Source organism: Nocardioides sp. NPDC051685 (genome assembly GCF_044453405.1).
In the GTDB taxonomy this organism is placed as follows: domain Bacteria; phylum Actinomycetota; class Actinomycetes; order Propionibacteriales; family Nocardioidaceae; genus Nocardioides.
This window is the reverse complement of record NZ_JBITCR010000020.1, coordinates 1-23,743: the sequence shown is the minus strand read 5'-3', so window position 1 is coordinate 23,743 and position 23,743 is coordinate 1. Positions and strand designations below refer to the sequence as shown.

Annotated in this window: 21 protein-coding genes; 15 read left to right on the top strand and 6 right to left on the bottom strand. The window is 70.0% G+C overall.

All coding sequences use genetic code 11. From position 1 onward, the window contains the following. Window positions 1–45 precede the first annotated feature (45 nt). Window positions 46–735 (top strand): hypothetical protein, encoded by a 690-nt coding sequence (locus ACIA03_RS29435; protein ID WP_396989056.1) that lies wholly within the window; start codon window positions 46–48, stop codon window positions 733–735. A gap of 31 nt (window positions 736–766) precedes the next feature. Continuing rightward, complete coding sequence (locus ACIA03_RS29430; RefSeq protein WP_396989055.1) at window positions 767–3,097, top strand: PQQ-dependent sugar dehydrogenase; 2,331 nt, start codon at window positions 767–769, stop codon at window positions 3,095–3,097. Window positions 3,098–3,121: 24 nt separating this feature from the next. Here the strand turns inward: ACIA03_RS29430 and ACIA03_RS29425 are convergent, their stop codons facing one another. Continuing rightward, a complete protein-coding gene (locus ACIA03_RS29425; protein ID WP_396989054.1) occupies window positions 3,122–3,805 on the bottom strand; it encodes a GTP pyrophosphokinase family protein in 684 nt (227 codons plus the stop codon). A gap of 266 nt (window positions 3,806–4,071) precedes the next feature. Between ACIA03_RS29425 and ACIA03_RS29420 the strand changes: the two genes are divergently transcribed. From ACIA03_RS29420 to ACIA03_RS29390, 7 genes are all read left to right on the top strand, one after another. Beyond that, entirely contained in the window at window positions 4,072–5,727 is a 1,656-nt protein-coding gene (locus ACIA03_RS29420; RefSeq protein ID WP_396989053.1) for an enoyl-CoA hydratase-related protein, read from the top strand. A 75-nt stretch (window positions 5,728–5,802) separates the two neighbouring features. Further along, the gene (locus tag ACIA03_RS29415; RefSeq protein ID WP_396989052.1) at window positions 5,803–6,951 is read left to right on the top strand and encodes a phosphotransferase family protein; all 1,149 of its coding nucleotides are present in this window, start codon (window positions 5,803–5,805) and stop codon (window positions 6,949–6,951) included. A gap of 76 nt (window positions 6,952–7,027) precedes the next feature. Continuing rightward, window positions 7,028–8,176 carry a hypothetical protein gene (locus tag ACIA03_RS29410; RefSeq protein ID WP_396989051.1) on the top strand — a complete coding sequence of 383 codons (1,149 nt, stop codon included), beginning with the start codon at window positions 7,028–7,030 and terminating at the stop codon, window positions 8,174–8,176. 179 nt (window positions 8,177–8,355) lie between these two features. Further along, window positions 8,356–9,417, top strand: a complete 1,062-nt coding sequence (locus ACIA03_RS29405; protein WP_396989050.1) for an ABC transporter substrate-binding protein — start codon at window positions 8,356–8,358, stop codon at window positions 9,415–9,417. Beyond that, window positions 9,417–10,268, top strand: a complete 852-nt coding sequence (locus tag ACIA03_RS29400) for an ABC transporter permease (RefSeq protein ID WP_396989049.1) — start codon at window positions 9,417–9,419, stop codon at window positions 10,266–10,268. Before ACIA03_RS29405 ends, ACIA03_RS29400 begins: the two co-directional genes overlap by 1 nt. Then, window positions 10,241–10,993 (top strand): ABC transporter ATP-binding protein, encoded by a 753-nt coding sequence (locus ACIA03_RS29395; RefSeq protein ID WP_396989048.1) that lies wholly within the window; start codon window positions 10,241–10,243, stop codon window positions 10,991–10,993. Before ACIA03_RS29400 ends, ACIA03_RS29395 begins: the two co-directional genes overlap by 28 nt. Further along, window positions 10,993–12,336 carry an LLM class flavin-dependent oxidoreductase gene (locus ACIA03_RS29390; RefSeq protein ID WP_396989047.1) on the top strand — a complete coding sequence of 448 codons (1,344 nt, stop codon included), beginning with the start codon at window positions 10,993–10,995 and terminating at the stop codon, window positions 12,334–12,336. The genes ACIA03_RS29395 and ACIA03_RS29390 overlap by 1 nt, the downstream gene beginning before the upstream one ends. 124 nt (window positions 12,337–12,460) lie before the next feature. Here the strand turns inward: ACIA03_RS29390 and ACIA03_RS29385 are convergent, their stop codons facing one another. Next, window positions 12,461–13,525 (bottom strand): LCP family protein, encoded by a 1,065-nt coding sequence (locus ACIA03_RS29385; protein WP_396989046.1) that lies wholly within the window; start codon window positions 13,523–13,525, stop codon window positions 12,461–12,463. A gap of 267 nt (window positions 13,526–13,792) precedes the next feature. Here ACIA03_RS29385 and ACIA03_RS29380 point away from each other — a divergent pair, with 267 nt between their 5' ends. Both ACIA03_RS29380 and ACIA03_RS29375 read left to right on the top strand, forming a co-directional pair. Next, window positions 13,793–14,554 (top strand): sensor histidine kinase, encoded by a 762-nt coding sequence (locus ACIA03_RS29380; protein WP_396989045.1) that lies wholly within the window; start codon window positions 13,793–13,795, stop codon window positions 14,552–14,554. After that, the gene (locus tag ACIA03_RS29375; protein ID WP_396989044.1) at window positions 14,541–15,215 is read left to right on the top strand and encodes a LuxR C-terminal-related transcriptional regulator; all 675 of its coding nucleotides are present in this window, start codon (window positions 14,541–14,543) and stop codon (window positions 15,213–15,215) included. Before ACIA03_RS29380 ends, ACIA03_RS29375 begins: the two co-directional genes overlap by 14 nt. A 20-nt stretch (window positions 15,216–15,235) precedes the next feature. Here ACIA03_RS29375 and ACIA03_RS29370 read toward each other — a convergent pair whose 3' ends face one another. From ACIA03_RS29370 to ACIA03_RS29355, 4 genes are all read right to left on the bottom strand, one after another. Further along, complete coding sequence (locus ACIA03_RS29370; protein ID WP_396989077.1) at window positions 15,236–15,862, bottom strand: DapH/DapD/GlmU-related protein; 627 nt, start codon at window positions 15,860–15,862, stop codon at window positions 15,236–15,238. A gap of 65 nt (window positions 15,863–15,927) precedes the next feature. Beyond that, a complete protein-coding gene (locus ACIA03_RS29365) occupies window positions 15,928–16,959 on the bottom strand; it encodes a TolB family protein (RefSeq protein ID WP_396989043.1) in 1,032 nt (343 codons plus the stop codon). Continuing rightward, window positions 16,956–18,194: an MFS transporter gene (locus ACIA03_RS29360; protein WP_396989042.1), complete on the bottom strand. Its 1,239-nt coding sequence runs from the start codon at window positions 18,192–18,194 to the stop codon at window positions 16,956–16,958. Before ACIA03_RS29360 ends, ACIA03_RS29365 begins: the two co-directional genes overlap by 4 nt. A gap of 6 nt (window positions 18,195–18,200) precedes the next feature. After that, window positions 18,201–18,863: a hypothetical protein gene (locus ACIA03_RS29355; RefSeq protein ID WP_396989041.1), complete on the bottom strand. Its 663-nt coding sequence runs from the start codon at window positions 18,861–18,863 to the stop codon at window positions 18,201–18,203. Window positions 18,864–19,027: 164 nt separating this feature from the next. Between ACIA03_RS29355 and ACIA03_RS29350 the strand changes: the two genes are divergently transcribed. The 4 genes from ACIA03_RS29350 to ACIA03_RS29335 form a co-directional block, all read left to right on the top strand. Continuing rightward, window positions 19,028–20,599: a class I adenylate-forming enzyme family protein gene (locus tag ACIA03_RS29350; RefSeq protein WP_396989040.1), complete on the top strand. Its 1,572-nt coding sequence runs from the start codon at window positions 19,028–19,030 to the stop codon at window positions 20,597–20,599. 8 nt (window positions 20,600–20,607) lie between these two features. Next, a complete protein-coding gene (locus ACIA03_RS29345; RefSeq protein WP_396989039.1) occupies window positions 20,608–21,465 on the top strand; it encodes an SGNH/GDSL hydrolase family protein in 858 nt (285 codons plus the stop codon). A gap of 71 nt (window positions 21,466–21,536) precedes the next feature. Next, the gene (locus ACIA03_RS29340) at window positions 21,537–21,938 is read left to right on the top strand and encodes a VOC family protein (RefSeq protein WP_396989038.1); all 402 of its coding nucleotides are present in this window, start codon (window positions 21,537–21,539) and stop codon (window positions 21,936–21,938) included. A gap of 600 nt (window positions 21,939–22,538) precedes the next feature. Beyond that, window positions 22,539–23,743 (top strand): DUF222 domain-containing protein (locus ACIA03_RS29335; protein ID WP_396989037.1); only part of this gene is annotated, 1,205 nt, incomplete at its 3' end.

Below are 23,743 nucleotides of genomic sequence, written 5' to 3'. Positions count from 1 at the left end.
AGGGAAGCAACCATGAGATGGAACCGGAGATCGACGCTGAACCGAATGATGGGGCGAGGCGTACGCGCCGGTGTGATCGCCCTCGCCGTTGCCCTGGCCGCTCCGCTCGCCGGAGCCCAGGCGCACGTTCCCGAGGGCCCGGGACTGACCGTGGTCAAGCCCCGGGCGAGCCTGGCGGACTGGGATCCACTGACCGACGAGAAGTGGGCCTTCGAGGACGGGCAGGTGATCCTGACCGAGCCCGGGACGGCACCGCCGGGTCCCCGGCGCCCCTTCGAGTACGCCATCGTGACCCAGGGTCCCGAGCTCGGCTCGCTGACCTACCGCGCCGAGGTGCGCATCGACGAGGCCGTCGAGGTCACCAACCGCGACGTGATCCTGGTCTGGAACTACCGGTCGCCGACGCGCTTCTACTACGCCCACCTCTCGACCGACAACACCATCTACCCCCACAACGGGATCTTCGTGGTCAACGACGCCGACCGGCTGCGTATCGACGACCAGTGGGACGGCACGGTCGGCGCGGAGCCGTCGATCACCGATGCGGAGTGGCACGACGTCCGCCTCGACTACAACGCCCGGACGGGCGCGATCGCGGTCTACCTCGACGGCTCCGACGAGCCCCGGATGACCGCCACCGACACCACCTTCGCCGGAGGCCGTGTCGGCTTCGGCTCCTTCGACAACATCGGCCGCATCCGTGACGTCACCGTCACGGGCGTACGTCATCGCTGAACCCTCGGTAACTCGGTAAGGAGAAGAACCCATGGAAACCTCACGTCTATGGGGCAGACAGGCGCGCGCCGGCATCGCCGTCGGCGTCATGCTCGCCGCACTGCTCACCCCCGCACTCTCTGCCAACGCCGCCATCCCCGGCAGCGAGCCCGTCCCCGACCCCATCCCCGAACAGCCCGTACGCAGCAGCCTCGGCCTCGTCCTCGAGGAGGTCACCCAGCTCCCCAAGACCGAGCCGTACCCGGCCCCCACCGACCAGCGCCTCGTACGCCACAACCGCATCAACTTCATCGGTGAGGTCCCCGACGGCTCGGGCCGGATGTACGTCCCGGACCTCAACGGACCGATGTACCTGCTCGACCACGGGCAGCAGCACGAGTACCTCAACCTCCGCGACCACTTCGTCGACTTCTGGTCCGGTGCCGGGCTCGGCAGCGGCGCCGGGTTCATCACGTTCCACCCCGAGTTCGAGAAGAACGGGCTCTTCTACACCACCCACACCGAGCGCTTCGGTGGCTTCGCGAAGACTCCGACGTTCCCGTCCCAGACCAACCCGGGCTCGGGACGCACCGTCAGCGTCGTCACCGAGTGGCACGCCACCGACCCGACGGCGGACACCTTCGAGGGCACCAGCCGGGAGGTGATGCGGATCGACTTCGCCGGCCAGATCCACGCCATCCAGCAGATCGACTTCAACCCGACCGCCGAGCCCGGCGACGAGGACTACGGGCTGCTCTACATCGCCTCCGGCGACGGCGGCAACGGCGTCCGCAGCGACGACCCGCAGAACCTCGCCAACCCCTTCGGCAAGATCCTCCGGATCGACCCGCTCGCTCGCGACGGGCGCAACGGGGCGTACGGCGTCCCGGACAGCAACCCGTTCGTCGACCGCGAGGGCGCGATCGGGGAGATCTGGGCGTACGGCATGCGTGACCCGCACCGGTTCTCCTGGGACGTCGAGACGGGCCGGCTGCTGCTCGGCCACATCGGGCAGCACGCGATCGAGGGCGTCTACGACGTGAGGGCCGGGGACAACCTCGGCTGGAGCGAGATCGAGGGCCGGCTGCTCTACGACAACACCGACGAGTGCGCCCTCTACACGGTGCCCGACGACTACGACATGTCCGGCTACACGCTCCCGGTGGCGTCCTTCGACCACGACCCGCCCGCCAACTACTCCTGCACCTCCGACAGCGGTCACGCGGTCAGCGGCGGCGTCGTCTACCGCGGCCGGTTCGACGACCTTCGCGGAAAGTACGTCTTCGGCGACCTGGTCAACGGAGAGGTCTACTGGACCGATGCCCGGCAGATGCGCCGGGGGAGCAGCACCGAGGCGACCCTGCACCAGATGCAGCTCTTCGACACCTCGGGCAAGCGGCTCTCGATGCAGGACTTCGTCGAGGACCCGCGCGTCGACCTGCGCTTCGGCACCGACTCGCGCCGCAACCTCTACCTGCTGGCCAAGGCCAACGGGAAGATCTGGAAGGTCGTGAACACGGTGCAGCGGCCCTGGCCGAGCGAGGTCGTGCCGTCGCTGCGTGAGGACCTGGTCAGCTACTACGACTTCGAGCACCCCTTCGCCCCAGGGGCGCGCGAGGAGGACCAGGGCTTCTCGCGGACGCTGCTGAACCAGGTCAACGGCGGCAACGCCATGCAGGTCAGCGACTCGGCCTACCCGACCAGCAACAACGCCCTGCAGACCAAGCAGGTCGACCCGGAGGTCAACGGCAACGACGACTGGAAGGCGGGGACGTGGAACCAGAACGGCGTCGCGTCGCTGGCGCCGTTCGCCGGAGCCGAGCAGATCACCGTGGCCGGCTGGTTCAAGGTCGACATGGACGGGCCTGCGCTCAACTCGGTGACCGCTGACCCGACCGACCGGTTCAACGCGATCGGGCTGGCCGGAGTGCTCTCCGGCAACTCCGACGGCCATGGCGTACGTGCCCTGCTCGAGCTCATCAACGTCGACGGGACGCTGCGCCTGGTCGCGCTGGGACGCCGGCTCGACGAGGGCGCCTCGCAGACCTTCGCCGCCTCGGCCGACTGGCAGTCGCTGCTGCCACGGGGTCAGTGGGTGCACCTGGCGGCGACCTTCGACTACACCACCGGGAAGATGGCGCTCTACCGCAACGGCAGGGCCGTCGAGGGGTTCTACACCACCGCCGGTGACCCGTGGCAGGTCGACGGCAGCGGCACCTCCGACACCTTGCCGCGCGGCATCAAGGTCGGCGGTTCCTTCCCGCAGGACACCGTCGAGCGGAACCCCTGCAACTGCCGGATGGACTCGCTGATGTTCCTCGACCGGGCGATCACCCCGGACGAGGCGCGGGCCCAGTATCAGCGGTTCGTCAACGGCCGCTGAGCCTGTGAGGGTCCACGGCTCGGTTCATCGGACCGGGCCGTGGACCTCGCTGCGCAGCCGGGCCATGGTGGCGTCGAGGTCTGCCGCGGTGCGGGCCGCGGCGCCGAGCTCGTCGCGCAGGGTCGTGGGCACGGTGCCGTCGTACTTGTAGTAGATCGAGTGCTCGACGCTGGCCCAGAAGTCCATCGCGATGGTGCGGATCTGCAGCTCCACCGGGACATCGACCGCGCGGTCGGAGAGATAGACCGGCACCTTGATGATCAGGTGGAGGCTGCGGTAGCCGTTGGCCTTGGGCTCGGCGATGTAGTCCTCGACCTCGACCACGTCGACGTCGGACTGGCTGCCCAGCATCTCCATGATCCAGTAGACGTCAGAGACGAACGGGCACACCACCCGGATGCCGGCGATGTCGCGGATCTGCTGCTCGAGCGCCTCCAGGGTCAGCGGGCAGCCGATCTTGCGGGCCTTCGCGAGCAGGCTGTCGGGCGACTTGAGCCGGGTGCGTACATGCTCGATCGGGCTGTGGTCGTGGGTGTGCTCGAACTCCTCGCGGAGGATCGCGATCTTCGTCGAGACCTCGTCGATCGCGAACTTGTAGCGCATCCGGAACCTGGCCAGGTCGCGCGCCAGCTCACGGGTCATGTCGCTGGCGCTCGCCTCGACGAGACCGACCAACCCGTTGATCGGGTTGTCTTCGACTGTTGTCATTGTCCCCTCCTGACAGAGTCATCTTTGCAGGCCGCGACAAGACGATGGTGCGGTGCCCGACACGCGATCGACACGTGACCGACACGCGACCGGCAGGAGCCCGGGGCCAGCGGCCCCGATATCACAGGGTCTTCCGTCCCTCATCTGGACACTGCTGGTGCACCCGGCTGGCTGCGCCGGATACAGTGACACCCCTCGGGGGATAAATACCCCTCGGGGGATATGAGGTCTATTCGGGCTGTCTACCAGAAGGGCACTTCCCCCACATGCGCATTCTGCTGCTCGTTTCCGCGTTCAACGGTCTGACCCAGCGGGTCTGGTGCGATCTGAAAGAGGGTGGCCACGAGGTCGGCGTGCTGCTGGCGCCGGTCCACGACGACCCCTCCCTGGTGGCGGCGGTCGAGGCCATCGATCCCGAGCTGATCCTGTGCCCCTTCCTCAAGCACCGGGTGCCGGAGGCGGTCTGGGGGCGCTACCGCACGGTCGTGATCCACCCCGGCCCGGTCGGCGACCGGGGCCCGTCCTCCCTCGACCACGCCACCCTCGACGGGCGGGAGCGCTGGGGCGTGACCGCACTGTCGGCCGTCGAGGAGATGGATGCCGGCCCGGTCTGGGCGACCGAGACCTTCGCGATGCCCGAGGTCCCGATCGCGAAGAGCGCGCTCTACAACGGCCCGGTGGCCGACGCCGCGATGGACTGCGTCGCGGAGGTCCTCCGGATGGTCGCCGCGGGGGAGGCGCCGAAGCCTGCCGAGGAGTGGGCCGCGGAGGTCGAGGGCACCGGCGAGCTGCCGCTGCTGCGCCGGAAGGCCTTCGAGATCGACTGGTCCGCGTCGGCCACCGAGATCACCCGGAGGATCGCGGCGGCCGACGGAGCGCCGGGTGCGCCGGCGACCGTCGAGGGCAGGACGTACTGCCTCTTCGACGCCGCCACGACTCCCGAGCACCACGACGACGTGGAACCGGGCACGGTGGTCGGTGTCGACACCGACGCGGTCGCGATCGCCACCGGCGAGGGCACCCTGTGGGTCGGCTACGCGGCCAGGCTCGAGAAGAAGCGTGGTCCCAAGCTGCCGGCCGCCTGGGTGCTCGACACCCGCCACGCGCCTTACCTGAGGGTGCCCGACGCGCTGGCCGAGACGACCTACGAGCGCGACGGCGACGTCGGCTACCTCACCCTCCGCTCCTACAGCGGCGCGATGCACACCCAGCAGTGCCGGCGGATGACCGATGCGCTCCGCAAGGCGCTCATCGAGGACACCACCGTCCTGGTCGTACGCGGCACCGAGCACGCCTTCTCCAACGGCATCCACCTCGGCGTGATCGAGGCGGCCCAGGATCCGGCGGCAGAGGCCTGGGACAACATCCGCGCCATCGACGAGCTCTGTGTGGCGATCGCCGAGGCCGAGCAGCTGACCATCGCAGCGTTCACCGCCAACGCCGGAGCCGGTGGCGTGATGGCCGGCCTCTGTGCCGACATCACGGTCGCCCGCGCCGGCGTCGTGCTGAACCCCTACTACGACATGGGCATCTTCGGGTCCGAGCTGCACACCTGGGGTCTGCCGAGCCGGGTCGGCGGCGAGAAGGCGGACGAGCTGCTCCGCGCGAAGCTGCCGATCTCGGCGGCCGAGGCGGCGCGGATCGACATGGTCAGCGAGCTCGGCCCGCGCGACGAGGCCGAGTTCGACGGCTGGCTGCGCGACCTGGCGCAGCGCTTCGCCGACCCGTCGGCGTACGCCGCGGCCGTCGATGCCCGCGAGTCACGCCGTGCCGCCGCGATGCCGATGTCCTACTACCAGAGCATCGAGCTGGCCGAGATGGCCCGCGACATCTTCGAGGATCGCCACGGGTTCGCCGCGAAGCGGAAGGCCTTCGTCACCAAGGCCGCGCCGACCGAGACGCCGACGAAGATCCGCTTCTGAACGGTTGACAAACTAGAACGTGTTCCACCAACCTTGAGGCGTGTGATCTGACTCACACGCCTCAAGGAGGAGCACGTGACCCAGGCGCCCCCGCCGCCCGAGATGACCTTCCAGAAGTCGGGCCGTGACCCTGCGGCGATCGGCGCGAGGTTGGAGGAGTGGCTGACCACCGCGCTCCCGCCGGGCGCCGATCCCGAGGTCGCCATCCTCGGCGGCATCGACGCCAACGGGATGTCCAGCGAGACGGTGCTGCTCGACGTCGCCTCGACGGTCGACGGGTGGCGGCAGACCAAGGCGTACGTCCTGCGGGTGGCGCCCCGTCCGGAGGACATCCCGGTCTTCGCGACCTATGACCTGCAGGCGCAGTACGACGCGATGCGGCTGGCCGGCTCGCTGTCCTCCGTGCCGGTGCCGGAGGTCGGTCTCGCCGACATGACTGGCTCGGTCCTGGGGACGCCGTTCTTCCTGATGGAGCGGGTCGACGGGGTCGTACCGCCGGACGTGATGCCCTACAACTTCGGCGACAGCTGGCTCTTCGACGGCTCTGTAGCGGATCGGGCGGCGCTGCAGAGGCGTTCGGTCGAGGTGCTCGCCGGTCTCCACGGGATCCCCGATGCCGCCTCGCGGTTCGCCTTCCTCGACCCTGGTCTGGCGGGCCATGACGGCGAGACGCTGGTCGCCCGCAACCTGGCCAAGACCCGGGCCTGGTACGCCTTCGCCTCCACCGCCGAGGAATGGGGCGGCCGCTCGCCGCTGGTCGAGCGAGGTCTGGCCTGGCTCGAGGCCAACCTCCCCGAGGATGTCGGTGAGCCCGTCGTGTGCTGGGGTGACGCGCGGATCGGCAACATCATCTACCGCGACTTCGCGCCGGTCGCCGTCCTCGACTGGGAGATGGTCAGCCTCGGGCCCCGCGAGATGGACGTGACCTGGATGATCTTCGCCCACCGCATCTTCGAGGACCTGGCCGCGATGCTGGAGCTGCCGGGGATGCCGGACTTCCTCACCGCCGACGAGGTCAAGAAGGCGTACGCCGCGGCGAGCGGTGTCGAGCTCGGTGGCCTGACCTGGCACGAGGTGCATGCGGCGGTCATGTGGGGCGTCATCTACCTGCGGATCGCCGCCCGGCAGATCCACTTCGGCGAGATCGAGGCGCCCGAGGACCCGGAGTCGACGCTCTACCACCGGGCGATGTTCGCGGCGATGCTGGACGAGGTCGGGGCATGAGCGAGCGTCAGCGAGCGACCATAGGCCTCAGGCCGTCGCGTCCGTATCATGGCGCTTGCGCTACGGAGGCGGCGGCGTGAGCGGGGCTCATGGGGAGTATCTCGGTGTCGGTCCGCTCGACGAGTACCCGATCCACCAGCTCCCGCGCCCGGTCGCCTGGGCGGGCAGCAGCGACCGCAACTTCTACGACCGCTGCTACCTCAACGCCCACGACCGCACCGGCGACCTCTTCCTCGTCACCGGGATGGGGTTCTATCCCAACCTCGGCACCAAGGACGCGTACGTCCTGTTCCGCCGTGGCGACGAGCAGACCGCCGTGCACCTGGGTGACGGCGCCGACCCGCGGGGCGGTGACCGGATGGGGCAGCAGGTCGGGGCGTACCGGATCGAGGTCACCGAGCCGCTGCGGAGGCTGCGGCTGGTGATGGAGGGGACCCATGGGATCGCGCTGGACCTGCGCTGGGAAGGCTCGTTCGAGGTCGTCCAGGAGCAGCCGCACCTGATGCGTCAGGGGGCGGCCACCGTGCTCGACGCGCAGCGGTTCGCGCAGGTCGGGACCTGGGAGGGGGTGATCGCGGTCGACGGCGAGACGATCGTCGTCGACCGCGATCGCTGGGTCGGCACCCGGGACCGGTCCTGGGGGATCCGTCCCTCCGGGGAGGGGGTGCCGCCGGGCAGGCCCGCGGACCCGGCGTTCGACGGGATGTGGTGGCTCTATCTGCCGCTGCGGTTCGAGGAGTTCGCCGTCGTCCTGATCATCCAGGAGACGCCCGACGGCTATCGCACCCTCAACGACTGCACCCGCGTCTTCGCCGACGGGCGGGTCGAGCAGCTCGGCTGGCCGCACGTCCGGATCCACTACCGGGACGGGACCCGCATTCCGGAGGGCGCGACGATCACGTGCACGACGCCTGCGGGCGAGCCTCTGGTGCTCGAAGTCTCCTCGCTGCTGGGCGTGCCGATCCATGTCGGCGGTGGCTACGGCGGCGACTCCGACTGGTCCCACGGGGCATGGAAGGGCGCCGGGTTCACCGAACGGCTGACCTACGACATGACCTCGCCCGAGGTTGCCGGCCGGGTGCCCTTCGGGGTGATCGACCACGTCGGGCGCGCGGTCGCGCACGGGCCCGGGGCTGATGGTGTCGAGGGCTGGGGCCTCTTCGAGCACGGCATCCTCGGCCGCCACGACCCCTCCGGCTTCACCGACTGGCTCGACCGGGTCTGAGCCCCGTCGAGGCGTCACCCCCGTCGGCCGAGTTGGCAGTCCGCTGCCGACTCGGCCGACGCGCGTGACGCCTCGGCCTGCGTACCTGACGCCTCGGCGGTCTCATGATCTGAGCGACAGTTTTATGGCTAATCTCTAGTGACTTACTCTGATTTGGACGGACCAACCAGAGGAGAGCCATGATCCGCCCCACCCCACCGCGCCTGACCGCCATCGCCGCCGTTGTCACGTCCCTGCTTCTCGGACTGACGGCCTGCGGCGGCGCCGATGCGTCCAGCGCCTCCAAGCTCGCCGCCGACGCGGCGCTCCCCGACCGGGTCCCGGAGGGGACCGTGCTGCGCCTCGGGCTCCCGCCCATCGAGGTCGCGCTGAAGACGTCCGGCCTGATCGACGAGGTCAAGGGCTACGAGATCGAGTGGGCCAACATCTCCGGTGGTCCGAAGAGCATCGAGGCGTTCCGCGCCGACGCGCTGGACGCCAGCTATGTCGCCGACATCCCGCCGCTGTTCGCGACCTGGACCGACACCCCGGTCAAGATCGTCGCGGTCACCGAGAACCCGGACCCGCTCGCCAACCCGATCTACGAGCTCGGCATCGCGCCGAAGTCGAAGGTCACGACGCTCCAGGACCTCAAGGGCAAGAAGATCGCCTACTCGCCCGGCCAGGCTCAGGGAGCGCTGGTCCTCAAGACGCTCGAGGCCGCGGGGCTCAGCCAGAAGGACGTCGAGCTCGTCGAGATCCAGAGCGTCGACGACACCTTCTCCAACGCGCTGGCCTCCAACCAGGTCGACGTCGCTCCGCTGGGCGGGCCGCAGCTGACCTCCTATCTGGCCAAGTACGGCCGTGACGGCGCCACCTCGATCCGCACCGGCATCCGCGACGACGCGACCCTCGTCTATGGGCCGGAGAAGACCTTCGAGGACGCCGGCAAGGCGGCCGCGTTCAAGGACTTCCTCGGGCTGTGGGTCAAGGCCGAGAAGTGGATCGACGAGCACCCGGACGAGTGGATCAAGGCCTACTACGTCGACCACGAAGGGCTGACCTTCGAGGACGGCAGAGCAGTCTTCGAGACCTCGGGCCAGACCATCATCCCGGAGAACTGGGACGGCTTCATCAAGCGGCAGCAGGAGACCGCGGACATCCTCGCCAAGGAGCAGAACCATCCCGAGCTGGACGTCACCGAGCTCTATGACCGTCGCTACGAGAAGGTCATCGCCGAGGCCGTGAAGGACGGTCAGTGATGGCCACCACCGCACTCGAGGCGCCGATCGTCGGCGTCGTCTCCGAGAAGACCGTCGACAAGCGGGTCGTACGCCGCCGCCTCGGGCCCGGTCCGAGGGTCCCCGGCACGCTGTGGATCGGGCCGATCCTGCTCTTGGGTCTGTGGTTCCTCGCCTCCGCGACGGGATGGTTGGACCCCCGGACCCTGTCCGAGCCGTGGGTGGTCGTCGAGACCGCGCAGAGCCTGATCGCCGACGGACGGCTCCCCGAGGCGCTCGCCACCTCGGCCTACCGGGCCTCGCTCGGGCTGGTGATCGGCGTCGGCGTCGGGCTGGTGCTGGCGCTGGTCTCCGGGCTCAGCCGGGTGGGCGAGGCGCTGATCGACGGCCCGGTACAGGTCAAGCGGGCCATCCCGAGCCTGGCGCTGATGCCGCTGCTGATCCTGTGGCTGGGGATCGGCGAGCCGATGAAGGTGACCACGATCGCCCTCGGCGTACTCATCCCGATCTACATCCACACCCACAACGGGCTGCGTGGCATCGACAGCCGCTATGCGGAGCTGGCCGAGACGGTCAGCCTGAGACGCGGCGCGTTCATCCGGCACGTGGTGCTGCCGGGCGCGACGCCAGGGTTCCTGCTCGGGCTGCGGTTCGCGGTGCTCAACGCACTGCTGTCCCTGGTGGTCGTCGAGCAGGTCAACGTGACCAGCGGCATCGGCCACATGATCACCCTCGCGTCCAGCTACGGCCAGACCGAGATCATCGTCGTCGGCCTGGTCGTCTACGCCCTGCTGGGCCTGGTCGCCGACGGCATCGTCCGCATCATCGAGAGGAAGGCACTGGGATGGCGACGCACGCTGGAGAGTCACTGAAAGAGCCCGCCGTACGTGTCGAGGGGCTGCACCGCAGCTTCTCCGAGGCCGGCGGCGTGCTCAACGGGCTCGACCTCACCATCGAAGCCGGCGAGTTCGTGGCGCTGATCGGGCGCTCCGGCTCCGGGAAGTCGACGCTGCTACGGGCCCTGGCCGGACTCGACCGCTCCGTCTCGGGATCGGGTGTCGTGGACGTACCCGAGCGGGTCTCGGTGGTCTTCCAGGACTCCCGGCTGCTGCCGTGGCGGCGGGTGCTGGACAACGTGATCCTCGGGCTGTCGGGACCGGATGCCCGGGCCCGTGGCCTCGAGGCGCTCGCCGAGGTCGGGCTCGAGGGTCGCGACAAGGCCTGGCCCCACCAGCTCTCGGGCGGTGAGCAGCAGCGCGCGGCGCTGGCGCGCTCGCTGGTCAGGGATCCCCAGCTGCTGTTGGCGGACGAGCCGTTCGGCGCCCTGGACGCGCTGACCCGGATCAAGATGCACAAGCTGCTGAAGAAGCTGTACGCCGCCCACAACCCCGCCATCCTGCTGGTCACCCACGACGTCGACGAGGCGATCGCCCTGGCCGACCGGGTGATCGTGCTGGTCGACGGTGTCGTCGGCTCGGACATCCGGATCGACCTGGGCGCGAAGCGGAGTCCCGGCGACCCGAGGTTCGCGTCGCTGCGGGCGCAGCTGCTGGCCGAGCTCGGCGTGGTCGAGCCGGCCGAGGAGGAGGTGGCCTGATGGGTGCTCGACAGCTCCATTTCAACCTGTTCCTGCTCGACACCGGTCACCACGAGGCGTCGTGGCGGCTGCCGGCGTCGGACCCGCACGCCAACCTCTCGCTCGCGGCGCATCAGCATCTCGCCCGGGTGGCGGAGGAGGCCAGGTTCGACTCGCTCTTCCTGGCCGACTCGCCGGCCATGTTCGGGTCGCCCGAGCGCCGGCCGTCGGGGCGGATCGAGCCGACCGTCCTGCTGTCCGCGCTGGCGGTCTCCACGCAGCACATCGGGCTGATCGCGACGGCCTCGACGTCGTACAACGAGCCGTTCAACCTCGCCCGGCGGCTGGCGTCGGTCGACCACCTCTCGGGTGGGCGGGCGGGGTGGAACATCGTCACCACCGCCGGGGACGCCGCGGCGCGCAACTTCGGTCTGGAGGGGCAGCCGCTGCACAAGACCCGCTACGAGCGGGCCTCGGAGTTCCTGGACGTGGCCACCAAGCTGTGGGACAGCTGGGCCGACGACGCGATCGTGGCCGACAAGGACTCCGGGGTGCATGCCGACGGTGACCGGATCCGATCGATCTCCCATGTCGGGCCGCACTTCTCCGTGGAGGGTCCGCTCAACCTGCCGCGGTCACCGCAGGGCCATCCGCTGCTCGTCCAGGCGGGCTCCTCGGACGACGGCAAGGAGTTCGCGGCCCGCTGGGCCGAGGCGATCTTCACCGCCCAGCCGACCCTCGCCGAGAGCCAGGAGTTCTACGCCGACATCAAGCGGCGGGTCGTCGCGGCCGGTCGCAACCCCGACCATGTGCTGGTGCTGCCCGGGATCGTGCCGGTCCTCGGTGACACGGAGGCCGAGGCGCGTGAGCTGGAGGCCGAGCTGGACCGGCTGATCGCCCCGGAGTACGCGGTGGCGCAGCTCGCCCAGCTCCTGCAGGTGGACCCCGCCCGGCTCCATCTGGACGAGCAGCTGCCCGCCGACATCGCGACCGAGGACGAGATCGAGGGTGCCAAGAGCCGCTACACGCTCGTCGTCGACTGGGCTCGGCGCGACCGGCTCACCGTGCGCGAGCTGATTGGGCGCCTCGGCGGCGGGCGAGGGCACCGGACCTTCACCGGCACGGCCGTCCAGGTCGCCGACACCATCCAGCACTACTTCGAGAACGGCGCCGCCGACGGGTTCAACATCATGCCCGCCGTCCTGCCCTCGGGTCTCGAGGCCTTCACCTCGTCCGTCGTGCCGATCCTGCAGGAGCGCGGGCTCTTCCGGACCGAGTACGCCGGAACCACCCTCCGCGACCACTACGGTCTCCCGCGCCCCGCCAACCGGTTCGATCTCGAGGCCGCGGAGGTCGCTTCCTGAAGACTGCCGAGTCGGCGCATCTGTCCCGCTCAGGAAGCGCGAGTCGGCGCGTCTGTCCCGCACACCTGGGACAGACGCGCCGACTCGACGGGTTTTTCTGGGGCAGTTGCGCCGAGTCGGCGGGTCAGCGGACCACGTCGGGGGTGAGCAGATCCTGGTTGTCGTCGGCCCAGTCGGCCATCCGGTCCTCGCGGACCGCGCGCCACAGGTCGAGGTCGCGGGAGGGGTCGAGGCGTACGACTGACTGGTCGCCGACCATGCCGGTGCCGTCGGTGGGGACGGTGAGGTAGCTGATGTCGTCCGAGCGGAGGTTGCGGAGGGAGGCGGCGAGCTTGGCCATCTGGGTGGTCGACCACTCGTCGTCGACGGAGGCGTGCTTCGAGAAGAGGCCGAGGAGGTCGAGGACCTGGTCGGGGTTCTTGCGCAGCTCCTGGTGGAGGGTCTGCTTGAGGAGCGTGCGGAGGAAGGCCTGCTGGCGGGCGACGCGGTCGAGGTCGCCGTCGCGGAGGCCGTAGCGCTGGCGTACGTAGAGGAGAGCCTGCTCGCCGTCGAGATGGTGGCGCCCGGCTTCCCAACGGACCCCGCGGGCGGAGTCGTAGACGGTCTTCGGGATGTCGATGTCGACCCCGCCGACGGCGTCGGTGAGGGCCTTGAAGCCGTCCCAGTCGATGACGGTGAGGTGGTCGATGCGTACGTCGGTCATCTTCTCGACGGTCTCGACGGTGAGGCTGGGGCCGCCGAAGGAGTAGGCCCAGTTGACCTTCCCCTTGCCGTGACCGGGGATGTCGACCCACGAGTCGCGCGGGATCGAGATCACCGAGGCGGATCGTCGGTCGCCGTCGATGTGGACGATCAGCATCGTGTCGGAGCGGGCCTGGCCCGGCTCCCAGCCGGGGGCCTCGGCGCCGGTGGTGGGCGCGTCGGAGCGGGTGTCAGTGCCGAGGACCAGGATGTTCATGGCGTCGGCGGCCGACCCGGAGGTGGGCTTGGCGGGCCGGTCGGTGAGCCCGGTGAAGGTGTCGGGCAGCCGCTGGATGTTTCCCTCCACCTTCGCCTGCAGCCACAGGATCCCGGTCAGGGCGGCGGCGCAGAGCAGCAGAAGGCAGATGAGCAGCCCGATCAGCGGCTTGCGGGCGCGACGCCATCCGCGCGAGGGGGGCTCACCAGCAGGACCGGACTGCGGCGGCACAGGCGGATGATCGAGGATGGCCACCTGTGTATGTGACCCGGCGGGGGCGGGTTCTGGGGCCCAGATGCTCGCCATTCCTCAATTTCAGGCACCACTCGGTAACGGCAGGTAACCAAAAATAGGGAGGCAATACGTCGCCCCGTTTGATTGCGTAAAGTCCCCTTGCCGTACGGCGCTGTTCGTGGAGGACCTCGGGATCTGCACGTGTTTCATGCCGTCTGGCTGCGTCTCGGGAGAACGCAACTCGAGGATGACCAGGGGAGAGCTGTGTCGAAGTCAAGAGTCGGACCCGACGAACGTGCCCGGCTGCACGAGGCTGCCTCGGTGCTGGCCGGGGTGCGGGCGGCGACTACGCTGCTCAACTCGCCGGGCGAGATCGGTGACGAGCGGCGGGCCTCGATGGCGGCGATGGTGCAGAGCGAGCTGGAGCGGCTCGAGCGGATGGTCCGCCGGCAGCAGGAGGAGGCCGTCGGGACGGTGATCCCGGAGTCGGCCGCCGGGGAGCTGCGGGCCGAGGTGATCGATCTCGACGCCGTCGTGTCGGCCATGGTCCTCGCCCACGAGGCCAAGGGCACCACGGTCACCTGGCGCCCGAGCCGGATGCTGGCGCTGGGTGACTCCGACCAGCTGACCGAGGCCCTCAATGTGCTCCTCGACAACGCCGCGGCGCACGGCAGCGGGCCGGTCCGGATCGACGTAGGTGGCGCCGGACCGGCGAACACCTCGGTCGAGATCGCGGTGACCGACCACGGTTCCGGCGTGGCGCCGGAGCTGCGCCGCCGGATCTTCGCCTGGGGAGTGAGCCGACCGGGGTCCACCGGTCAGGGCGTCGGTCTCCACGCCGCGCGCGACCTGATGGAGCGCCAGGGCGGTTACCTCGAGCTGGCCGAGACCGGCGAGCGTACGACCTTCGTCCTCGGCATCCCGATGCTCGGCTGTATCGACGACAGGGCCGACGACAGGGCTGGCGACGGGGCCGGCGAGCACGACACCCCGACCCAGGGAGGTCGCAGTGGTGTCGCCGCGTAAGCGGGTGAAGGTGGTCATCGTCGAGGACCACACCCTGTTCGCGGAGTCACTCGAGCTGGCCCTCACCTTCGAGGGCTACGACGCACACCGTGTCGACCTGCCGGAGGAGCCGCCGTCGGAGGCCAAGCTCACCTCCCTGATCATGCGCTCCCAGCCGCGCATCGTGCTGCTCGACCTCGATCTGGGGCAGTACGGGTCAGGCGTACGTCTCATCGCGCCGCTCGCCAGGGCCGGCGCCGACGTGGTCGTGGTGACGGGCTCCACCGACGAGACCCGCTGGGGCCATGCCCTGTACGCCGGGGCCCGGACGGTGCTGCCCAAGACGGTGCCGCTGGGCGAGATCCTGGGCACCGTACGCAGGCTCAACTACGGTCTCAGCGTGCTCGACGTCGACGACCGTGAGCGCCTGATCCGGGCGTGGGTGGGGCAGGAGCAGGACATCATCGAGGCCCGGCGCCGGCTCGCCCAGCTCTCCCCGCGGGAGTCGCAGGTGCTCGAGCACCTGATGGACGGCCTCACCGTCGGCGACATCGCCAGGCTCCGCGTCGTCTCGGAGGCGACCGTGCGCACCCAGGTGAAGTCGATCCTGGCCAAGCTCGGCGTCTCCTCCCAGATCGCGGCGGTCAGCATCGCCCACAAGGCCGAGTGGCGCGCCGCCTGACCCTGCGGTCGACCGGCTGCTCAGGAGGCGACCAGGCCGTCGTCCTCGTTCCTGCCGCGCCGGACGTAGAGCGTGCCGGTCTGCGGGCAGCGCCAGGCGTCCCCCTGGGCGACCAGCGGCGCGCCCGCGTGCCCGACCCAGCCCACCCGCCGGGCCGGGACGCCGACGACGAGCGCATGGTCCGGTACGTCGCGGGTGACCACGGCACCGGCCGCAACCATCGCCCAGGCGCCGATCGTGACCGGCGCGACGCAGACGGCGCGGGCGCCGATGCTGGCACCGGTGCGTACGGTCACGCCGACGGCCTCCCAGTCGTCGCCGTCCTTCAGGGTGCCGTCCGGGTTGACGGCGCGGGGCAGGTAGTCGTTGGTGAAGACCACCGCCGGCCCGACGAACGCACCGTCCTCGAGCACCGCCGGCTCATAGACCAGCGCGTGGTTCTGGATCTTGCAGCGGTCGCCGACGACGACCCCCGGGCCGACGTACGCCCCGCGGCCGATGATGCACTCGCTGCCGACCCGGGCGTGCTCGCGGACCTGGGCCAGGTGCCAGACGAGGGTCCCGGCGCCGATCACGGCGCGTTCGTCGACGTCCGCGCTGGGCTCGATCCGGGGCTCGATCCGGGGCGCGGCATGGGTCTCCTCCATGGTCATGCCCTCAGCAAACCGCGACCGGGCAACCCGCAGGAGAGGCCGGGAGGGGAGTACCCGATTCAGCGTAGGACCGCGGGCGACGCTGCCTCCGGGACCAGGACGCGAGGGGTCGCGGTGGTCGAGGTGTCGACGGCCCAGACATCGCTGACCGGCTCGTCCTCGCGCTCGAGGCCGTAGAGGACGGTGTCGTCGTCGAGCCACTCGATCTGGTCGTCGATGCTGTGGGTCTCGCCGGCGAGGACCGTGCGCCGGCCGGTGGCGAGGTCGAGGACCGCGGGCGTCCAGCGGGTGCCGTCCTTGTCGGCCTCCTTGAACGCGATCCGGGTGCCGTCGGGGGAGAGCGAGGGGCACTCGACGTGGTCGGCGATCGTCATCAGGGAGCGCTCGGAGAGGTCGCCCCGGGCCAGATAGGTCCGGCCACCGGTGGCGACGGTCGCATAGAAGGTGCGGTCGTCGTCGGCGAAGGTGACGCCCCAGATGTTGCGGTCGGCCGGCGTGACCCGGCGGCCGTCGACGACGAGCCGGAACTTCTCCAGGTCTCCGTAGCTCGCCCCGCCGATCCGGCGGACGACGGTGCGCGTCGAGAACCCGCTGACCATGTAGGAGTCGCCGTTGACGAACACGGTCGAGGAGACCAGCCGCCCGTCCGGCGAGATCCGGGTGCGGCTGGGCAGCCCGGGCAGGTCGGTCCCGTCGACCTCGCGCCAGCGCGTGCCCGGGGCCGAGGTCGTCAGGTCGGTCGCGCGGTAGCGGGTCACCACGCCCCGCTCGGTCGTCAGGCACGAGACCGACCGGGCCTGGGCGTAGACCCGGTCACAGCTCAGGTCCGTGAGCGCGCGGGCGCCACCGGGGTCGGCCAGGGCCACGGCACCGACGTGGCCGTAGTCGGCGTCGCGCCCGGTGTGCCGGAAGAGGATCCGCGGCCCCTCCTCGACCTGCGTCAGGGAGGTGGTCGTGGCGTCGGTCGCGCGGGACGTACGCCGGTCGTTCTCGGCGATCGCGGAGAGGGCGTACGCCGTCACGCCGGCCGTGACGAGGACGACGATCGCCCCGAAGACGGTCGTGCGCTGCTTGGCCCAGGCCGTCCTCATCGCGCCGCCCTCCGAAGCAGCGCGAGCCCGGCCGGGATCGCGGCGAGCAGCGCGGCGCAGACGACGAGCATCGCGACCCGGGGGCCGACGGCGTACCAGAGCAGGCCGAAGCCGGTCGCCGCGACGAGCCGAGCCACCGCGACCGCAGTCTGGGCGGTGGCGATGCCGCTGGCGCGTACCGTCTCGGGGACGAGCTGCCCGGCCACCGCGGCCAGGGTGCCGTCGGTCGCGGCGTAGAAGACGCCGAGGAGGAGGACGGCGGCGCAGGTCGTCCAGAGCGCGCCGGAGCCGCTGGCGGCACACAGGTAGGCGGCGGCGAGCGGAAGGTGGCCGAGGACCAGCACCTTGGCCCGTCCGGCGCGGTCCGCGAGCCGGCCCATGGGGACGGCCAGGGTGAGGTAGGCGAGGTTGGTCCCGACGTAGAGCACGGGGAACCACTGCGCGGCGAAGCCGCCGGTCTCGAGCAGCGCCAGGTAGACGAAGCCGTCGCCGATGGTGAGGAGCGCGAGCACGCCGGACACACCGGTCACCCGGATGAGCCCTGGCGTGAGCGCGGTGCGCCAGCGCAGCCTGGGGCGCGGTTCACGGCGAGGAGCGACCCGCCGGACGGCGCCGGTGCGGAACGGCACGAAGCAGGCCATCGTGGCCACCCCGAGCACCGCGAAGCCGAGGGAGACGACCAGGACCGTGTCGTAGCCGTCGGCGATCCGCCACAGGATCAGGAACGCCAGCAGCGGCCCGAGCGTCGCACCGATCGTGTCCAGCGTCCGGTGGACGCCGAAGCTTCGGCCGAGGTGGGCCGGGTCGCTGGAGGCGGCGATCATCGCGTCGCGCGGAGCGGTGCGTACGCCTTTGCCGACCCGGTCCAGCGAGATCGCCGTCGAGATGGTCCCGAAGCCGCCGGCGAACAGCAGCCCGAGCCGCGCGACCGCGCTCATCGCGTAGCCCGCCAGGGCCACCGGCTGCGGCCGGTCGGTGCGGTCGGCCGCCCACCCGGCCGCGATCCGCACCAGCGAGGAGACGCCCTGGTAGAGCCCGTCGACGAGCCCGTACGCCACCGGCGAGAGCCCCACCACCGCGGTCAGGTAGAGCGGCAGGATCGCCGAGACGGACTCGGAGGAGATGTCGGTCAGCAGGCTGACGATGCCGAGGGTGACGACCGTCCGGGAGACCCGCCCGCCGGTGCGCTGCGGCGCGGCACTCGTCGCCGGGCGGTCGCTGAGAGAGAGGTACACCGGCGCTCAGGCCAACGTGCGGAGGACGGAATAGAGGCTGAAGTCGACGCTGCGACGGCCGGTGCGGGTGACCGTGACGCTCACGGTCTCCTCGCCGCGGCGCAGCGACAGCGCCGGAGCGTTCTCGACCGAGGTGGTCGTGACCTCCTCGAAGCCGTGCTGGGCGAGACGGGTCCGGAAGTGGCGCAGTACGTCGCACGGCCGCCGGCAGCTCGCGGTCAGCGCCACCTGGAGCACGCCCTTGGTGGGGGTGACGCTGGAGACGTCCACGCTGGTCCGTGCCGGCGGCTCCAGGGCTGCCGGATAGCCGGCCACCAGGGCGCCCTTGCGGACCGCCTGCTTCGGCAGCGGCTCCGAGATCAGCGCCACCTGCTTCGTACGCGGCTTCTCGGTCAGGCCGGGCAGGCCCGACTCGGTCGGGGTCGAGGCCGCCTCCGGCAGCGCCTCGGTCGCGGGCTGGGGGTCCGACTCAGACTTCTTTCCGGACCCTGAGCCCTTCCCCGAGCTCGCGTCGGCTCCCGGTGAGCCCGACTGGGACGACGAGGCGCTCGCCGAGCCTCCGCCGTCCTTGCCGGAGGAGGAGTCGGCGAAGCGCCCGGGGACCCAGAAGATCGTGACGCCGACGAGCACGCCGAGCAGCACGAGAAGAGCGAGGCGCTTGAGGTTCACGGGACCAGTCGACGCGTAGCGGAGCCGGGTCGAGAGCGATGGGTGGGCTGCGTACTCAATTTCAGGCAGCCTTCCGCGGGGCCAACGTCCCGTCGATGTGCCTCGTGGGACGTTGCCGGTGCCGGGAACGGTCCCGGCCGTAGCATCCCGGGGGACGGGCCACGTTGAACACAGCCGACTTTCTTCTCGAGCTAGCGCCCGAGGACTCGATCGCGCTCGCCGAAGCGGGTCGCGAGTACACCTTCGAAGAGCTGCGAGCCAGTGTGTCCGTGCTCACCGAGCGGATGTCCGTGCTCGGTCTGACGCCGGGCACACCGGTCGGGATCATGGCGCCCAACGGGCTGTTCTGGGTCTCGGCCTATCTCGCCGCGCTCCGGATGGGGCTGGTCGTGGTGCCGTTGGCGATCACGCTGCCGACCGAGGAGGTCGTGGCCCGGGTGCGCTGGGTCGGCGCCGACGCGCTGTTGGTCGGGCGCGCCCAGGCCCAGGCGCTGCGGCTGAGCCTGCCCAGGAGTCTTCCGGTCGTCGTGGAGCGCAAGGAGCGGCTGATCCCCAGGCCGCGGTCGGCGCCGATCGAGCTGCCCGAGGCGGTCGAGGTCGACCCGGACCAGGACGCGCTCTACATGTTCACCTCCGGCACCACCGGCGACCCGCGCGCGGTGCGCCTCACCCACCGCAACATCCAGGCGAACACGACCTCGATCCTCGGCTACCTCGACATCACGCCGGAGGACCGGATGCTGGTCGTGCTGCCGTTCACCTACGTCTTCGGGCTCTCGCTGCTGCACACGCATCTGCGCGCCGGCGCCGCGATGGTCATCCAGCCGACGTTCGTCTTCCCGCAGGCGGTCGTGGACCGCATGGTGTCCGCCCGCTGCACGTCCTTCGCCGGGGTGCCGTCGACCTTCGGGATGCTGCTGCGCAACAGCACCTTCGGCTCCACCGCGGTGCCGTCGCTCCGGACGATCCAGCAGGCGGGTGGCCGGCTCGCGCCCGCGCTGGTCGAGCAGATGGCGCACGCGCAGCCTCAGGCGAAGGTCTTCGTGATGTACGGCGCGACCGAGGCCACCGCCCGGCTCTCCTATCTTCCGCCCGAGGAGCTCGAACGGCGGCCGGGGTCGATCGGCCGGGGCATCCCGGGCGTGGACCTGCGGGTGCTCGACCGCGACGGGGTGCATGTCGCGCCCGGCGAGGTCGGCGAGATCTGGGCCAGCGGTGCGAACATCTCGCCCGGCTACCTCGACGACCCCGAGGCGACGGCCCGCAAGATGCCCGGCGGGATGCTGCGTACGGGAGACCTGGCGAAGGTCGACGAGGACGGCTACATCTACGTGGTCGACCGGGTCGAGGACTTCATCAAGTCCTGGGGGCACCGGATCGCCAGCCAGGACGTCGAGGCCGCGGCGCTCTATCTTCCGGACGTGGTCGCCGCCGCCGCGGTCGGACTCCCCGACGACGCCGCCGGTGAGCGCGTCGAGCTCGTGGTGGTGCGGCGGCGCGGGTCGCTGCTGCGTGGCGCCGACGTGATCGCGCACTGTCGCGAGCGGCTCTCGAAGCACATGGTCCCCGAGGTGGTCCGCTTCGTCGAGGCGCTGCCCATGAACGCGAACGGGAAGATCATCAAGCGTGACGTACGCGCGATGTGCCTGCGGCTGGCGCAGGAGCCGGGTGCGGGGCAGGACGACGACGTCGATGATGCGGACGATGCCGGCCGCGAAGGGGTCAAGGTGGGTTGAGGATGTCGGTGAGGAACGTGCCCCGGGCGGTGAAGCTGCTCGCCGGCGTGTGGTCGGGAGTGCTGGTCGTCGCGGTCGCGCTGGCCGGAGCATGGTTGCTGAGGAGTCCAGGAATGAACGACCAGGTCACGAGCGCAGAGCCGTCGGAGTCGGAGCTGCGGGTCGTGGGACGGACCACGGTGCTCTTCGGGCACCAGTCGGTGGGGATGAACATCCTCGACGGGGTCTCGAACGTGTACGCCGGCGCCTCGGTGTCCGCACCCGCCATCGCCGACGTCTCGGGTGGTTCGTTGGCGCCGGATGCCGAGAAGGCGACCTTCCGGCATGCCTACGTCGGGGTGAACGAGGATCCGATGAGCAAGTTCGCCGCGTTCGCGGACGTGATGGACAGCTCGGCGGGCAAGGACGTCGACGTGGCGCTGATGAAGCTCTGCTACGTCGACATCACCGCGGCCACCGACGTCCAGGCGGTCTTCGACGCCTATGCGTCGATGATGGCGAAGGTCGAGGCAGCCCATCCCGACGTACGTTTCCTCTACACGACCGCACCGCTCACCGCCGACCGCAACTGGAAGTCGAAGGTGAAGGCGGTCCTCGGCCGTGACGACCAGATGGGGCCGGCCGACAACATCGCCCGCGAGCGCTACAACGCTCTCGTTCGGGAGAAGTACGGCGCCACCGGCCGCCTCGTCGACATCGCCGCCGTCGAGTCCGAGGGCACCGGGGAGCGCAGCCAGGACGGCAGCACCTACTACGTCCTCAACGAGAACCTGACCTTCGACCGCGGCCATCTCAACGAGGCCGGGTCGGAGGCCGTCGCCGCCGAGCTGCTGAAGATGGTGGCGACCCACAGCCCGGTCGCCTGATGACGAAGGGCGGTAGGCGATGAGCCTGCAGGGGGTCGACGTCGGCGAAGGTGCTCCGTCGGGAGGAGCGGATGCCTGACCTGCGACTCGACCACGTCGGCATCCAGGTCCGTGACCTGCTCCGCACCGCCGAGGCCTTCGAGCGGCTCTTCGGCTACCGCCGCGTCACGGACCCGGTCGTCAACACCCGCCACGGGGTCCGCGGGATCTTCCTGGAGAAGCCCGACTCCCTCTCCATCAAGCTCATCACCCCGGTGACTCCCGGGCCGCATGCGTACGGTCTCCATCACCTGGCCTTCATGGCTCCTGATCTCGAATCGACTCTGGTCGAGCTCGGGGTCGCTGGGGCTCGTACGCTCAGTCCTCCGCAGCCCGGTGAGATGTTCGACGACGAGCTCATCGCGTTCGTGCGGGCTGCTGGGATCAACGTGGAGCTCATCACCACTGATCGGCGGCGGGGGCGGATCGACTGAGGGTCTATGGCCTGTCGCGAGGTGTGTTTTCGTGGCTGGTGTGGGCCGCCGACCCGATCTCGAGGGTCTTCTCGATCTGGTCCGGCGTCGCGGACGGGCCTTCGGCCTGCCGGCTTCGCCGGCCGCTGCTGCAGCGACGTTGTGTGCCATGGATCGGTGATGCTCCGGTGGTCGAGCTTGTCGAGCCCCGTCTGTGTGGGGGGCTGTTTCTTCGTGGTTGGTGTGGGCCGCCGACCCGTTCTCGAGGGTCTTCTCGGCGGACCCCGGAGTAAAGGACGGCCTGCGGCCGCCGGCTTCGCCGGCCGCTTCGCGGTCATCTCGACAAGCTCGATACATCGCCTTGACACCGGGGCCCGTCGAGAAAATCTTGGCTGGCTATCGGGGCGGCGGCCCGGGTGTGGCCGCGGGAGAGTCTTGCGTGAGACAGGTGGTGTTGGTGGGGTGGAAGACGTGGCCCTTCGGGCCACTTATCATCCACAGGAACGACGTCGTTCGCTGACCGCGAAAAAGGCACGTGACTAGGGAAAATAGATAGTCAGAGAGGTGGTTGGCGAGTAGAATCAGGACCATCACAGCACACCTCTGAAGGGGAGGATGGCGATGAGTCTCGGGCGCGAGATCGACCACTGGGGCACCAACCCCGGTGACCTGATCGGCGCCGCCCTGGCCGCTATCGAGTCCGCCCTCCAGGACCTGCTCGCGAGTGATCCGGCCTATTGGCGGACCGGGCAGAAGAAGGACCTGCTCGAGCGGTTGGAGAGGCTTCAGGCCCAGCAGGCCGCGTTGAAGCTGCGGGTGCTCGCTGCTGCTGGTGATATCGCCGAGGAGACCGGGGCCAAGGATGCCTCGGGGTGGATGCGTGCTGAGCTGTTGGTCGACAAGGGTGCGGCGCGTTCGCAGATCAAGCTCGCGACCGGGGTCGCCAAGTACGACCTCGTCAGTGCTGGCTTGGCCGAGGGTGTGGTGTCTTTGGACAAGGCCCGGGTGATCACGACAGCCCTCGATGCCATCGAGACCGACCCGGTTGCCAGCCGCGAGGACCTGGTCCTGGCCGAGAAGCTCTTGGTCGACTACGCCGGCCGCCTGACCGCGAACGAGCTGCGGATCGTGGGGAAGCGGATCCTGGCCGAGATCGACCCGGTCCGGTTCGAGGATGCCGAAGCCAAGGCATTGTTGGCTGAGGAGGAACGGGCTCAGCAGAAGACCGCGTTGCGGGTGTGGGACAACCACGATGGCACGATCGGGTTCGAGGGGGTGTTGCCGGTCTCGGTCGGGATGCGGTTCAAGAAGGCGGTGGAGGCCTACGCCCAGCCCCGCAAACAGCAGCTGTTGGACAAGGGTGCTCCGTTGCCGCCATGGGCACGGCTGATGGGGCAGGGGTTTGCCCGGTTGTTGGAGACCCTCGACCCCGCCAGGCTGCCCCGCCACGGTGGCGACGCGACCACGATCAACGTGGTCATCTCCCTCGAGGAGCTCCGCAAGGACCTCGGGGTAGCGACCCTGGGTTATGACGAGGCCAACGGCACCACCATCAGCGCGGCCGAGGCCCGGCGGATGGCGTGCAACGCCACCATCATCCCCTGGGTCCTGGGTGGCGACAGTGAGGTCCTCGATGCCGGCCGGGGCAGCAGGTTCTTCCAGCCGATCCAACGCAAAGCGCTGCGGCTCCAGCAGAAGTGCTGCCAGGCCGAGGGCTGTGACGTGCCCCCGGAGTGGTGGCTGTCGCGATTTGAGTTGTCCCTGTCGGTGTCGGCCGGGCGAAGCCCGGCCCGGCTCAGCCGGTGGCCAGGCCGGTCTGGTGGAGT

Bases quoted from the DNA above. Each gene is read 5' to 3' on its own strand.
- ACIA03_RS29405 (WP_396989050.1), top strand. From the start codon at position 8,356: ATGATCCGCCCCACCCCACCGCGCCTGACCGCCATCGCCGCCGTTGTC.
- ACIA03_RS29420 (WP_396989053.1), top strand. From the start codon at position 4,072: ATGCGCATTCTGCTGCTCGTTTCCGCGTTCAACGGTCTGACCCAGCGG.
- ACIA03_RS29430 (WP_396989055.1), top strand. From the start codon at position 767: ATGGAAACCTCACGTCTATGGGGCAGACAGGCGCGCGCCGGCATCGCC.
- ACIA03_RS29425 (WP_396989054.1), bottom strand. From the start codon at position 3,805: ATGACAACAGTCGAAGACAACCCGATCAACGGGTTGGTCGGTCTCGTC.
- ACIA03_RS29370 (WP_396989077.1), bottom strand. From the start codon at position 15,862: ATGGAGGAGACCCATGCCGCGCCCCGGATCGAGCCCCGGATCGAGCCC.
- ACIA03_RS29340 (WP_396989038.1), top strand. From the start codon at position 21,537: ATGCCTGACCTGCGACTCGACCACGTCGGCATCCAGGTCCGTGACCTG.
- ACIA03_RS29435 (WP_396989056.1), top strand. From the start codon at position 46: ATGATGGGGCGAGGCGTACGCGCCGGTGTGATCGCCCTCGCCGTTGCC.
- ACIA03_RS29390 (WP_396989047.1), top strand. From the start codon at position 10,993: ATGGGTGCTCGACAGCTCCATTTCAACCTGTTCCTGCTCGACACCGGT.
- ACIA03_RS29365 (WP_396989043.1), bottom strand. From the start codon at position 16,959: ATGAGGACGGCCTGGGCCAAGCAGCGCACGACCGTCTTCGGGGCGATC.
- ACIA03_RS29395 (WP_396989048.1), top strand. From the start codon at position 10,241: ATGGCGACGCACGCTGGAGAGTCACTGAAAGAGCCCGCCGTACGTGTC.
- ACIA03_RS29400 (WP_396989049.1), top strand. From the start codon at position 9,417: ATGGCCACCACCGCACTCGAGGCGCCGATCGTCGGCGTCGTCTCCGAG.